A 12,532-nucleotide genomic window follows, 5' to 3' on the forward strand; every position below is an offset into this window, starting at 1 on the left:
CCCGTCAGCGTTCGCCGCCCGGCTTCCACAGCACGTCGCCGTGCCCGGCGTTCGCGACGCGGCACAGGATGAACAGCAGGTCCGACAGACGGTTGAGGTACGTGGCGGTGAGCGGGTTCACGCCGCCCTCGGCCGCCGCGCCGTCCTCCGCGGCCTCGCCGGCGCTGCCGTGCGCCTCGATCGCCGCCCACGTGGTGCGCTCGGCGCGCCGGGCGACCGTCCGGGCCACGTGCAGGAGCGCGGCGCCGGGCGTCCCGCCGGGGAGGATGAAGCTGCGCAGGACGGGCAGGGCGGCGTTGTGCTCGTCGCACGCCGCCTCCAGCCGTTCGATGTAGGACGCCTCGACGCGCAGCGGCGGGTACTGCGGGTCGGGGACGACCGGCGCGCACAGGTCGGCGCCCACGTCGAAGAGGTCGTTCTGGACGCGCGTCAGCAGCGCCGCCACGTCCTCGGGCAGCGAGCCGAGCGCGAGCGCCGCCCCGATCGCGGCGTTGGCCTCCTCGACGTCGGCGTAGGCGGCGAGGCGCGGATCGGTCTTGCGGGTCCGCGACGCGTCGCCCAGTGCGGTGGTGCCGTCGTCGCCCGTCCGGGTATAGATCCGCGAGAGCACGACGGGGTTGTCCCTGTTCTTCGCCATATCGGCAGCCTAGCGATGCGATGCGTCGAAGGCCGTTCGGTAGGGTTCCGGAAAGACCCCGGAGGCCGCCGTGTACGACTACATCATCGTGGGAGCCGGGAGCGCGGGCTGCGTTCTCGCGGCCCGCCTGACCGAGGACCCCTCGGTGAAGGTCCTGCTGCTGGAGGCCGGTCCGCCCGACGACGCGCCGGAGATCCACATCCCGGCGGCCGTCGCCTCGCTGATCAAGGGTCCGTACGACTGGGACTACGCGACCGTCCCGCAGCGGCACGCGGCGGACCGCAGCGTCTACTGGCCGCGGGGGCGCACGCTCGGCGGCAGCTCGTCCACCAACGCGATGATCTACATGCGCGGCTCCCGGCACGACTACGACACCTGGCGCGACTCCTACGGCTGCGACGGCTGGGGCTACGAGGACCTGCTGCCCTACTTCCGCCGCGCGGAGGACCAGCAGCGCGGCGACCTCCCCTACCACGGCGTCGGCGGCCCGCTCCGGGTGGAGGACCTGCGCTACAAGCACCCGCTGACCCGCGCGTGGGTGCAGTCGGCGAAGGCGTACGGCCTCGCCGCGAACCCCGACTTCAACGGCGCCGACCAGGACGGCGTGGGCTTCTACCAGGTCACCCACAAGCGCGGCCGGCGCTGGTCGGCCGCCGCCGGCTACCTGCACCCGATCGAGAACCGGCCGAACCTCACGGTCGTCACCGACGCCCTCGCCACCCGCGTCGCGATCGAGGACGGGCGCGCCGTCGGCGTCCGCTACGAGGCGCGCGGCGAGGCCCACTCGGTCCGCGCCGGGACCGAGGTGATCCTCTCCGGGGGCGCGGTGAACAGCCCGCAGCTCCTGATGCTGTCGGGCATCGGCCCGGCCGGCCACCTGCGCTCCCTGGGCATCGACGTCGTCGTCGACTCCCCGGTGGGGCAGGGACTCCAGGACCATCCGTTCGTGAACGTCATGTTCGCGACCCCCCGCACCAAGCCCCTGTGGGAACTCGCCAACGCCCGCTCCTTCGCGCTGTACCAGGCCCTGGCGCGCGGCCCGTACGCGTCGAACGTCGCCGAGGCGGGCGGGTTCGTCCGCACCGCGGAGGGCCTGCCCGCCCCCGACCTGCAGTACCACGTCCTGCCGACGCCGTTCGTGAACCAGGGCCTCACCGATTCGTCCGAGCGGCTGCTGTCGGTCATGGTCACCGCGATCGCGGTCGAGAGCCGCGGGGCGCTCACCCTCCGCTCCGCGAACCCCCACGCCAAGCCGCTGATCGACCCGGCCTACCTCGCCGCGGAATCCGACCTGGCCATCCTGGTCGCGGGCGTCCGGCAGGCCCGCGAGATCGCCGCGTCCGGGCCGCTGGCCTCGCTGATCGGCGGCGAGTGGGCGCCGGGCGAGCAGGTCGAGTCCGACGAGGACGTCACCGCGTTCGTCCGCCGCGAGGTCGCGACGCTGTTCCACCCCGTCGGCACCTGCGCGATGGGCGGCGGCGACTCCGTCTGCGACCCGTCCCTGCGCGTCCGCGGCGTCGAGGGCCTCCGGGTCGTGGACGCCTCCGTCATGCCGGCCGTCCCCCGGGGCAACACCAACGCGCCCACGATCGCCATCGCCGAGCGCGCCGCCGACCTGATCCGCGGCCGGACGCCGCTGCCGCCGGCCAACGCCCGTAAATGAGGAAAGCCCCCGTCCTTCCGGACGGGGGCGTCTCGCGCGTACAGGCCGCGGGCGTCACCGCTTGAGCGCCTTCGCCAGGCGCGCGCGGCGGGCCTCCTTGGCCTCCTTCCGCAACGTGCGTAGGCGGTCGTCGATGATGACCTTGCTGAACTCCGGGCGGATCATTGCGTTCTCCTCGAATCCCGCCGGACCCTCTCGGCCCGACATCTACAAGGTTCGTCCTAAGACCCCACCCCTCACATGGGGACGACGCCTTATCTAGGCCACCTAGGACGCCTTAGATCCGCCCCCGGCTCACCCGAAGGAACTCAGATGGACGCCCAGCCGCGCACCTGGCGTCCTGGAGGTGGGTGGAGGGTGCGGTGCGGCGGTTGACTGCTCGGGCCCCGTCTACCTGCTGCATCCCGAGCACGGCGCGTCCGGCTGCACCCCGGGCCGCTACGCCGTCCGCCGCCAGCGCGAGTACACGGGGGACGGCTGGGGACCCGCCTGGTCGCCGACTGAACCGGTGCCACCGCGCCGGACGGCCGGGGACCGGCCGGGTGTGCTTTGTTTCTCATGCCGGTGACATTTTTTACAAACTGCACATGTATTAATATCGAACTCCAGCGTCCCCGGCCGGTTGGGTGCGGGGGCGAACGGTGGCGGTGGGTGCACCGTCCGAGCGCGGCATCGAGGTGCGGGCATGGAGATCGAGTCACTGGCGGCGGCGCTCGAGCGGGAGCACCAGGAGATCGATGCGGGGATCGAGGCGTTCACGGCCGAGCCGGGCGTCCGCGAGCCGCTGGCGCGTGCCGTCCGTGCGCTGCGGCGGCACATCTATCTCGAAGAGGAGTTCCTGTTCCCGGCCCTGCACGCGGCGGGGCTCATGGCGCCGGTCCTCGTCATGCTGCGCGAGCACGGGGAGATGTGGGCGACGCTCGACGTCCTCGACGGCGAGCCGGACGCCGATGCCGCGCTCACGCTGTGCCGCCGGCTGGCCGTCCAGCTCCTGCACCACAACCTGAAGGAGGAGAAGATCCTCTACCCGGAGCTCGATCGGGTCGTGCCGGAGCCGCAGGGCGAGCGGCTGCGAGGCTTCCTTGATTCCGGCGAGACGCCCGCGGGTTGGGTGTGCCTGCGGGCCCGGAAATGACCGGACGCAGGGCCGTCCTTCGGGGCGCCCCCGTCCCCGAGTTGGGGTGATTTTTCCTCTTTGGCCTGATTGTGGCGAGAGGGGGGCCGGGTACTGCTGCGGGTAACTCCCGCCGGGAGGGGCCTGGTGGGTCATCGATGCCACGGGTGCGCGAGGCGCATGGTGCGCGGCGGCCCGGTGGGGAGGCCTGATGACGGCCACGGTTCTGGAATCCATGCGAACGGCACTGCGCGGCCCGGTCGTCGGTCCGCGGGACTCGGAGTACGGCCGGGCCCGCGCGATCTACAACGCGATGATCGACACGTGTCCCGCCGCGATCGTCTCGTGCGCGGACGCCGCGGACGTGGTGGCGGCGCTCGGCCTGATCCGCGAGGTGGGCGCGGCGGCGGCCGTCCGCGGCGGCGGGCACAGCGGGTCCGGCCTGTGCCTGGTGGAGGGCGGCGTGACCGTCGACCTGTCGCCCATGCGCTGGGTGCGGGTCGACCCGGACGCGCGCACCGCGGAGGTCGGCGGGGGAAGCCTGCTGAGCGACCTCGACCACGCCGCCCACGGGTTCGGCCTGGCGACGCCCGCGGGAATCGTCTCGACGACCGGGGTCGGCGGCCTCACGCTCGGCGGCGGCCACGGCCACCTCACCCGGAAGTACGGCCTCACCGTGGACAATCTGCTCGCCGCCGATGTCATCCTGGCGGACGGCACGTGGGTCACCGCGTCCGAGTCGCAGAACTCCGACCTGTTCTGGGCGCTCCGCGGCGGAGGCGGGAACTTCGGCGTCGTCACCTCGTTCACCTACCGGCTCCACCCCGTGGACACGGTCGGGGTCGGCATCACCGCATGGCCGGTCGACGCGATGCGCGAGGTCCTCCAGTGGTACCGCGACTTCCTGCCGCAGGCTCCCGACGACCTGAACGGCTTCTTCGCCGTCCTCGTCGTCCCTCCCGCGCCGCCGTTCCCCGCGGAACTCCACGGGACGAAGATGTGCGCCGTCGTCTGGTGCCACACCGGCGATCCGGACGAACTGCCGGGAATCCTCGCGCGGGCGGGCGCGCCCGGCCCGCCGGCCTTCCAGTTCACCAGCCCGATGCCCTATCCGATGCTCCAGTCCATGTTCGACGACCTCCTGCCGACCGGTCTCCAGTGGTATTGGCGAGGTGACTTCTTCGACCGCATCACCGACGAGGCGATCGAGGTGCACCACAGGCACGGCGCCGAGATCCCGACGGCTTTGTCCACCATGCACCTGTACCCGATCGACGGCGCGGCCGGCCGGGTGGGGAAGGACGACACCGCCTGGAGCTACCGGGACGCCACCTGGTCCGGCATCTACGCGGGCATCGACCCCGACCCCGCGAACGCCGAGACCATCCGCCGGTGGAGCGTGGACTACTGGGAGGAACTCCACCCGTACTCGATGGGCGGCGCCTACGTGAACTTCCTCGGCGCGGACGAGGGCCAGGAGCGGGTCCGGGCCACCTACCGCGACCACTACGACCGGCTCGCTCAGATCAAGGCGAAGTACGATCCCGGCAACTTCTTCCGGGCGAACCAGAACATCGCCCCGGCCGCACCCGGCTGACGGCCCGTCCCGGTGCTCAGCCGACCTCGACGAAGCCGAGATGCTCGTAGAGGCGGCGGGCGCGGCGGTTGCGGCGGGTCACGGCGAGGGAGAGGGTGGCGTGGCCCTGCGCGGCCAGGGCGTGCATGGCCGCGTGGACGAGTCCCCGGCCGAGGCCCCGTCCGGCGTGGAACGGGGCGGTGAAGAGGAAGGCCAGGAGCGGTTCGTCCCGGTAGAGGGTGACCAGGGCGGCGCCCACCGGACGGCCCTCGTGGTCGGCGACGAACGAGGCCCCGGGCAGGAACGTCCCGTACTCGCCGTTCAGGGTGAGCTGGATCTCGCGGGCCGCGCCCGGGAGGTCGCCGACGTCGGCCTCGTCGAGGGTGCCGCGGTAGGCGGCCCACATGGCGGCGGCGAGCGGCGGGACGTCCGCGCCGGTGAACGGGCGCAAGCACGGCGGGGGCGGCGGCGTCGCGCCGAGGGTCGCCTGGAGCCGGCTGCGGACGGGGGCGCCGAACGTCCCGGAGGTCATGGTCTCGAGTCTAGGCGGCGCCCCCGGCCGGAGCCGGGGGCGCACGGCGTCAGCGCTTGTAGCGGCGGCCGTGGATCATGTTGATCAGACCGAGGACGCGCGCCATCTCCTTCTCGGTGCGGGCGAACGTGGTCAGGTTCATCGTCGCGAACCGCTGCCGGGTGATGGCCTTCGGGCGGGTGAACTCGCGCAGCCCGTCCGCGCCGTGGATGCGGCCGAACCCGGACTCCCCGACGCCGCCGAACGGCAGCGCGGCGACCTGGGCGAACGCGGCGAACGCGTTGATGGACGTCATGCCGGAGCGCATCCGGCGGGCGACGTCCAGCGCGCGGGCCTTGTCGCGGGAGAAGATCGTCCCGGCGAGGCCGTAGCTGGTCTTGTTGGTCCGCTCGACGGCCTCGTCGAGGTCCTTGACGCGGTGGACGGTGATCGTCGGCCCGAACGTCTCCTCGCAGACGGCCGACGAGTCGTCCGGCACGTTGGTCAGCACGACCGGCTCCACGTACGGCTTGCGCACGGAGTCGGCGCCGCCGACGACGGCCTTGCCGCCCTTGTCGAGGGCGTCCTTGATGTGCCGCTCGACGATGTCGAGCTGCGAGGGCATGGTGATCGGCCCGTAGGCGGACTCGCGGTCGAAGCCGGGGCGCAGGTCCTTGGCCTTCTCGGTGAGCTTGCCGAGGAACTTGTCGTACGCCTCGTCCACGACGTAGATGCGCTCGACGCCGATGCAGGTCTGGCCCGCGTTCGACATGGCGCCCCACAGCGCGGCTTCGGCGGCGGCGTCGAGGTCGGCGTCGGCGTCGACGATGCAGGCGTCCTTGCCCCCGCACTCGGCGACGATCGGGGTGAGGTTCTCGGCGCAGGCCGCCATGACGCGCTTGGCGGTGCGGGCCGAGCCGGTGAAGGCGATCTTGTCGACGTGCGGCGACGAGGAGAGCGCCGCGCCCGTCTCGCCGAGCCCGGTGACCGTCTGCAGGACGGGGTGCTCGGGGATCACCGCGGCGAACAGCTCGGCGAGCAGCACGCCGACGCCCGGGGTGTACTCGGACGGCTTGAACACGACCGCGTTGCCGGCGGCGAGCGCGTAGGCGATCGAGCCCATCGGGGTGAAGATCGGGTAGTTCCAGGGGCCGATGACCCCGACGACGCCGAGCGGCTGGTACTCCAGCACGCACTTCTGGTTCACCGCCATGAGGCCGGGGTAGACGCTGCGCGGCCCGAGGACCTTCTGCGCGTTGCGGGCGGCCCAGTCCAGGTGGGTGATCGCCATGATCGTCTCAAGCTGGGCGTCCTGCACCGGCTTGCCGGTCTCCTGGTGGATGAGCTCGGCCATCCGGTTCAGGTTGCGGGTGAGGGAGCCCTTGACGTTGAGCAGCCGGAGCCGGCGCTCCTTCCAGCCGAGGGCGCGCCACCATTCGGCGGCCTCGCGGGCGCGCTCGATCGCCGCCGCCACGGCCGCGCCGTCCTGGACGGGGTGCTCGGCGACGACCTCGCCGGTGGCCGGGTTCAGGGACGCGAACGTCTCGGCGCTCTCCGTGGCCACGGACATGAGGAACCTCCCGGGAGGAGCCTTGTAAGTGAATACTTGCGTCTGGTACCGGCTAGTAAACCACCCTAAGCCGCCGGCGGGGAGTCTGGGATCCAGCTCCCGTGAAAACCGGCCGGAACGCGCCGCGGCAGATGGACGGTCGCGGTGTGCGACAGGTCGGAGGCGTCCAGGACCAGCAGCTCGGTGCCCGTGCCGGAGTCTGCGGAGACGATCGACAGCAGCCAGCCCTCGTCCTCCGCGCGGGCGCCCGGCGCGGGCACGAACACCGCCTCGCCGACGTGCGCCCCGGGCTTGCGGTCGTACGCGGACGGCGCCCCGCGCAGGTCGTACTTCACGATCGAGGTCCCGGCGACGGTGTAGAGGTAGCGGTGCTCCAGGCCCGTCCGGGCGTCGTCGTGGGTGGGGAACTCCACGTTCCGGTCGTCGAGCTGCTCCTCGGTCGCCCTCCCCTTGGCGGGGTCCAGGATCCAGCGGTGCAGGTGGGCGCTCTCCGACCGCGCCGCCTCGGCCGCGGGGTCGGTGGCGCCGCCGATCCCGCCCCAGAGGGCGGCGAAGTTCCCGGGACGGTAGCGCGCCGCGTCCAGCACGACCCGCCCGGCGGCGTCCTCGTGCGCGTTGCCGACATGGAACACGTAGCAGGGGTCGACGTCGAACCAGGTGACGCCGGCGGACCCGTCCCGCGGCATCACGCCGAGCCGCGCCCCGTACCCGTCGTCCCACCGGTAGGGCATGCCGGACGTCCCGGACAGCGCCAGGTCCAGGTCGAACACCACCGGCAGGTCGAGCCAGACGACATGGTTCGCGGTGATCGCGAAGTCGTGCATCATCGTCGGGCCGGGCACCTCGATCTCGCGGCTCTCGACCAGCGTCCCGTCCGCGGACAGCCGGTGGAAGGTGAGGTAGGGCGGGAACACGCCGTAGCCGAAGAACAGCAGGTCGCCGGTGACCGGGTCCTCCTTCGGGTGCGCGGTCATCGCGGTGGTCAGCCGCCCGCCGAAGTCGCACGGGCCGACGGTCTCGAGCTCCGGCGTCACCTCGTAGGGGAAGCCGACCTCCACCAGCGCCCAGATCTTCCCCGCGTGCGGGACGACGTGCGTGTTGGCCTGAACGGCGCGCCGGTCGAAGGTGAGGTCGTCGCGGACGAACGGCCTCCCCTCGGTGAGCGCGTCCGTGCGGACCCAGCGGTTGCGGTACCACTCGGCGCGGCCGTCCCGCAGCCGGACGCCGTGGATCATCCCGTGCCCGGCGAACCAGTGCCGGCTCGGCCCGCCAGGTCTGGGGTTCGGGCCGTTGCGGAAGTAGCGTCCGGTCAGCGCGTCCGGCAGGGTGCCGGTGACGCGCAGGTTGTAGGCGTCGGTCTCGTCGGGGACGGGCGCCAGGTGGCCGTCCATCCAGGCGGCGGTGCCGGCGGCGTTCTCGCTCATCGCGGTGGTCCTTTCGTGAGGTCAGCGGGAGGACGGCCGGGCGGCGGCGACCGTCCGGCCGGGTTCGGGGAGGTGGCGCTTCCGCGCGATCCCGGGGTGGCGGGCGGTCTCGACGACCTGAAGGAGCTGGAGAAGAACGTCGACTGGGGCGACGACGACCTCTCCGTCTACGGACGGCTCGCCATCGAGTACGGCAAGCGCTACATGGCCATGCGCCGCGACTGGTTCGACTGGGCCATGCGGGAGATCAGGACGATCGACGAGCGCCGCTGAGCGCGGCGCCGCCGTCGCCCCGAGGCGTCACTTCTGCCAGGGCAGGAACAGGTAGCGGCCCATCTCGATCGGGAAGTTGTCGACCGCGGCGCTCACCGGGAACGGGAACTCGCCCAGCCCCAGCGCGTCCGTGATGTGGAAGATGACGTTGAAGAAGCCCTCGTTGATCGGGCCCAGCCACAGCAGGGCGATCAGGATGAGGAAGGCGTAGCCGCCGTACGGGCTCACCTGCTGGACCAGGCGGCGCGGCAGGTACGGCTCGATGATCCCGAACCCGTCCAGCCCGGGGATCGGCAGCAGGTTCAGGACCGTGGCCGTGACCTGGAGGAACGCCAGGAACGCCAGCCCGGACCAGAAGAGCGCGTGGTCCTTGTCGGCGAAGTTCTTGAAGATCACCGCCAGCATGACGGCGAACAGCGCGTTCGACAGCGGCCCCGCCGCCGAGATCAGGCTGTGCCGCAGCCGGCCCTGGATCCGGTGCCGCTCGATCCAGACGGCGCCGCCGGGCAGGCCGATGCCGCCGAGGACGATGAACACCACCGGGATGAGGAAGCTCATCAGAATGTCGGAGTACTTCAGCGGATTCAGCGTGAGGTAGCCCTTGGCGACGACGCTGTGGTCGCCCGACCGGTAGGCCATGTAGGCGTGCCCGAACTCGTGCAGCGACAGCGACAGCACCCACGCCGCGAGCACGAACCCGAACAGCGCGGTCCGTCCGGGGGTCTCCAGGATCGTCCCGTACCGCCAGGCGATCAGGCCGCACAGCACGGTCGCCGCCACGATCGCGAGGAACACCGGGCTCGGCCGGACGGCCGAACTCCCTCGCGCCTCGTGCGCAGTCCCGTTCATAGCTCCGGCCCCTCTCGCCGCGCCGCGTCCGGGCGCCCGTCCTGCCTGATCTTCCTACGGAAACTACCTGCTCGCCGGAGTCACGGTGCCGCGATGACCGGAACGACATAGGTGCGCAGGAAGCTGCGCAGCCCGTCGGCGTCCCGGTCCCGGTCCATCACGATCAGCGAGGTGATGATGCGGAAGAGGAACTCGACCGTCCCCTCCACGTCGATGTCGGCGCGCAGGGTCCGCTGCCGCTGCGCCTGCTCGAAGTAGGGCCGGACGTAGTCGCAGCACAGCGCGAGCACGTGCTCGGCCGCCCCCGCCACCGCCGCCTGCATGTGCCCGGCCGCCTCCGGGACGAGGAAGTGCGCGATGGTCGGCTCGCTGCGGACGTACTCGACCGCGTCCAGGGTGCCCTCGACGATCGCCTCCGGCACCGACCGCTCCCGGCGCAGCCGCTCGGCGAGCCGGTCCAGGAACCGGAGCAGGTCGCGGACCACGACGGCGAGGATCAGCTCGTCCCGCCCGCCGGTGACGCTCCGGTACACCGTCGCGCGGGACAGCTTCGCGGCGGCCGCGATGTCCTCGACCGTCGTCTTGGCGACGCCGAAGCGGCCGAAGCACTCTTCGGCCGCGTCGATGATCCGTTCGCGCGTGGTGTCGGTGGTGACCGGCATGACCCGAACATTACCGGCCGCCCGCGGGCCCTCAGTCCAACGTGTACTCCAGCGTCCAGGTGTGCGAGCCGTCGTCGGCGACGGTGATCTGGCCGAAGCCCCGGATGCCCGCCAGCTCGCCCGTCCCGGAGGTGGGGACGATCAGCCACCGCAGCCACTGGGTGTCGGGCGTCCCGTCCTCGCTGCCCGCGCTGTGCTGCAGGACGAACGTGCCCTCGCGCCCGTGCAGGATGCCCTGGACGCGTTCGACGCCCACGTAGGCGGCGGGCCCGGCGGCCGTCTCCACCGTGATCAGCTCGGTGCTGCTCGTCCCGACGAGGTCGCCGTGGAACTGCTTCCCGACGTGCACGCGGGTCAGCTTGGTGCCGTCCTGCTCCTCGTAGGGCTTCTCGGCGTCCCACGCCTCGATGTCGAAGCTGCCGCTCGCTTGGAAGGTCATCCCGCCATGATGCACGTCACGTCCGACAGGACGGAACAGGGCGGGGAGCGGGGCGGGACGGGCTAGAAGAGGGTGCCCTCGTGCTCGATGCCGCGCAGCGCGTCGTAGTCGAGGGTGACGCAGTCGATGCCGCGGTCGGTGGCGAGGACGCGGGCCTGCGGCTTGATCTCCTGCGCCGCGAACACGCCGCGGACGGGCGCGAGGTGCGGGTCGCGGTTGAGCAGCTCCAGGTACCTGGTCAGCTGCTCGACCCCGTCGATCTCGCCGCGCCGCTTGATCTCGATGGCGACCGTGGCGCTGTCGGAGTCCCGGCACAGGATGTCGACCGGGCCGATCGCGGTGGGGAACTCGCGGCGGATCAGCGTGTACCCGTCCCCCAGCGTGGTGATGTGCTCGGCGAGCAACTCCTGGAGGTGCGCCTCCACGCCGTCCTTCTGCAGGCCCGGGTCGATGCCCAGCTCGTGGCTGGTGTCGTGCACGATCTCCTCGATGGTGAGGATGAGCCGCTCGCCCGACTTGCCGTGCGTGACCGTCCAGCGCGCGACGGCGCCGTTCTCCTCGTAGCTCTCCTCGCGCAGCGAGCAGGGCGGGTTCATCCAGTTGAGGGGCTTGTAGGCGCGGTCGTCGGCATGGATGCTCACGCTTCCGTCCGCCTTGATCAGGATCAGGCGGGGGGCCATCGGCAGGTGGGCGGTGAGCTTGCCGGCGTAGTCGACGCTGCAGCGGGCGATAACGAGACGCACGCTGCCTCACCTTAGTGCGGCGTCACCCCCGCTTCAGGCGAGACCGGCATACCGGCGGCACTCGTCGTGATCGGCGGGCACGCCCCAGACGCCGAGGATCTCCAGGTCGGGCACGTCCTCCGCCGAGCCGTAGGCGTGGTCGAGCCCCGCCCAGCCGATGTCGTCCAGCCCCGCCGGCGGTTCGCTCATGCCGCGATCATGGCGGACGGGTGCGCCTAAGACGCCGGAGACGGTCAGATAAGGCGTGCTGCCGATGCGGGGGCGGGGTCCTTAGGACGAGTGTTTTGGATGTCGGGCCGTGCCGAACGGCCCGGAGCACTCGGGAGGGGCCGTGTTCCACCACGACATCATGCAGTCGATCATGACCGAGCGGAGCCGCGAGCTGCGGGCGCGGGCCGCGGCCGAGCGGGACGCCGGGACGGCGCGCCGGGCCCGCGAGTTCTGGGCCGACCGCGCCGAGCGGTTCGCCGTCCGGCGCGCCGCGCGCCGCCCGCGGCGGCACGGAGCGGCGCCGGCCCGATGACGCGAGCCCCCGGCCGGGCGGGACCGGCCGGGGGCGGCGCATAGCGGAATGAAAACCTTTGTCAAGCCTGGAATTCTCCGGACGCCGTGATTAGCGTCGGCGGGTGGGTGTTCATCCTCCATCGGCGAAAGGACCCCCCGCATGTCTCTCGACGTGACTCCGGAACTGCTTGAGACGGCGCAGAAGGGCGAGGTCGGTGACGCGGCCTTCGTCGAGTGCATCAGGACCTCCCTCCCGTACGCGTGGGACATGATCAGCGGGCTGGTGGCCCGGCTCCAGGTGGACGGCGGCGACTTCGCCGACAACCTCACGCCCCCGCCGGACGAGCAGTCCCGCGGCCAGCTGCTCCGCGTCCTCGCGAGCGACGCCATGCGGGACGCGCTGGAGCGCTACTTCGGCGTGAAGCTGGCCTTCCAGAACTGCCACCGCGTCGCCGTCTTCCCGGCCGGCGACACCCCCGCCCACCGGACGTTCGTGACGGCCCGCGAACAGATCCTCAACCAGTCTCCCGAACTCCGCGACTGCTGACCCGACCGTCCCGACCCCGC

Annotated in this window: 16 protein-coding genes; 7 read left to right on the forward strand and 9 right to left on the reverse strand. The window is 71.9% G+C overall.

The window, feature by feature from the left end; genetic code table 11:
- Positions 1-4 precede the first annotated feature (4 nt).
- The gene (locus SM611_RS13775) at positions 5-637 is read right to left on the reverse strand and encodes a cob(I)yrinic acid a,c-diamide adenosyltransferase (RefSeq protein ID WP_371949897.1); all 633 of its coding nucleotides are present in this window, start codon (positions 635-637) and stop codon (positions 5-7) included.
- A 70-nt stretch (positions 638-707) separates the two neighbouring features.
- Here SM611_RS13775 and SM611_RS13780 point away from each other — a divergent pair, with 70 nt between their 5' ends.
- The 4 genes from SM611_RS13780 (at position 708) to SM611_RS13790 (ending at position 5,011) form a co-directional block, all read left to right on the forward strand.
- The gene (locus tag SM611_RS13780; protein ID WP_371949898.1) at positions 708-2,300 is read left to right on the forward strand and encodes a GMC family oxidoreductase; all 1,593 of its coding nucleotides are present in this window, start codon (positions 708-710) and stop codon (positions 2,298-2,300) included.
- 346 nt (positions 2,301-2,646) lie between these two features.
- A complete protein-coding gene (locus SM611_RS37640) occupies positions 2,647-2,868 on the forward strand; it encodes a DUF8820 family protein (RefSeq protein ID WP_504230279.1) in 222 nt (73 codons plus the stop codon).
- A 117-nt stretch (positions 2,869-2,985) separates the two neighbouring features.
- A complete protein-coding gene (locus SM611_RS13785) occupies positions 2,986-3,435 on the forward strand; it encodes a hemerythrin domain-containing protein (protein ID WP_371949899.1) in 450 nt (149 codons plus the stop codon).
- A gap of 190 nt (positions 3,436-3,625) precedes the next feature.
- The gene (locus tag SM611_RS13790; protein WP_371949900.1) at positions 3,626-5,011 is read left to right on the forward strand and encodes an FAD-binding oxidoreductase; all 1,386 of its coding nucleotides are present in this window, start codon (positions 3,626-3,628) and stop codon (positions 5,009-5,011) included.
- 16 nt (positions 5,012-5,027) lie between these two features.
- Here the strand turns inward: SM611_RS13790 and SM611_RS13795 are convergent, their stop codons facing one another.
- The 3 genes from SM611_RS13795 to SM611_RS13805 form a co-directional block, all read right to left on the reverse strand.
- On the reverse strand, positions 5,028-5,522 hold the full coding sequence (locus SM611_RS13795) for a GNAT family N-acetyltransferase (RefSeq protein WP_371949901.1): 495 nt from the start codon (positions 5,520-5,522) through the stop codon (positions 5,028-5,030).
- Between the two features lie 49 nt (positions 5,523-5,571).
- Complete coding sequence (locus SM611_RS13800) at positions 5,572-7,071, reverse strand: aldehyde dehydrogenase family protein (RefSeq protein WP_371949902.1); 1,500 nt, start codon at positions 7,069-7,071, stop codon at positions 5,572-5,574.
- A gap of 65 nt (positions 7,072-7,136) precedes the next feature.
- Positions 7,137-8,495: a carotenoid oxygenase family protein gene (locus tag SM611_RS13805; RefSeq protein ID WP_371949903.1), complete on the reverse strand. Its 1,359-nt coding sequence runs from the start codon at positions 8,493-8,495 to the stop codon at positions 7,137-7,139.
- 15 nt (positions 8,496-8,510) lie between these two features.
- Here SM611_RS13805 and SM611_RS13810 point away from each other — a divergent pair, with 15 nt between their 5' ends.
- On the forward strand, positions 8,511-8,768 hold the full coding sequence (locus SM611_RS13810) for a hypothetical protein (RefSeq protein ID WP_371949904.1): 258 nt from the start codon (positions 8,511-8,513) through the stop codon (positions 8,766-8,768).
- Positions 8,769-8,795: 27 nt separating this feature from the next.
- Here SM611_RS13810 and SM611_RS13815 read toward each other — a convergent pair whose 3' ends face one another.
- From SM611_RS13815 to SM611_RS13835, 5 genes are all read right to left on the reverse strand, one after another.
- On the reverse strand, positions 8,796-9,617 hold the full coding sequence (locus tag SM611_RS13815) for a site-2 protease family protein (RefSeq protein WP_371949905.1): 822 nt from the start codon (positions 9,615-9,617) through the stop codon (positions 8,796-8,798).
- A gap of 80 nt (positions 9,618-9,697) precedes the next feature.
- Positions 9,698-10,279 carry a TetR/AcrR family transcriptional regulator gene (locus SM611_RS13820; RefSeq protein WP_371949906.1) on the reverse strand — a complete coding sequence of 194 codons (582 nt, stop codon included), beginning with the start codon at positions 10,277-10,279 and terminating at the stop codon, positions 9,698-9,700.
- Positions 10,280-10,310: 31 nt separating this feature from the next.
- Complete coding sequence (locus SM611_RS13825) at positions 10,311-10,718, reverse strand: DUF3224 domain-containing protein (RefSeq protein ID WP_371949907.1); 408 nt, start codon at positions 10,716-10,718, stop codon at positions 10,311-10,313.
- Positions 10,719-10,780: 62 nt separating this feature from the next.
- Positions 10,781-11,461 carry an endonuclease NucS gene (gene nucS / locus SM611_RS13830; RefSeq protein WP_371949908.1) on the reverse strand — a complete coding sequence of 227 codons (681 nt, stop codon included), beginning with the start codon at positions 11,459-11,461 and terminating at the stop codon, positions 10,781-10,783.
- 33 nt (positions 11,462-11,494) lie between these two features.
- Positions 11,495-11,650 (reverse strand): hypothetical protein, encoded by a 156-nt coding sequence (locus tag SM611_RS13835; protein WP_371949909.1) that lies wholly within the window; start codon positions 11,648-11,650, stop codon positions 11,495-11,497.
- Between the two features lie 142 nt (positions 11,651-11,792).
- Between SM611_RS13835 and SM611_RS13840 the strand changes: the two genes are divergently transcribed.
- Positions 11,793-11,984: a hypothetical protein gene (locus SM611_RS13840; protein ID WP_371949910.1), complete on the forward strand. Its 192-nt coding sequence runs from the start codon at positions 11,793-11,795 to the stop codon at positions 11,982-11,984.
- A gap of 141 nt (positions 11,985-12,125) precedes the next feature.
- Entirely contained in the window at positions 12,126-12,512 is a 387-nt protein-coding gene (locus SM611_RS13845) for an SCO5389 family protein (protein ID WP_371949911.1), read from the forward strand.
- Positions 12,513-12,532 lie beyond the last annotated feature (20 nt).

The organism is Actinomadura monticuli (assembly GCF_041463655.1).
In the GTDB taxonomy this organism is placed as follows: Bacteria; Actinomycetota; Actinomycetes; order Streptosporangiales; family Streptosporangiaceae; genus Spirillospora; species Spirillospora monticuli.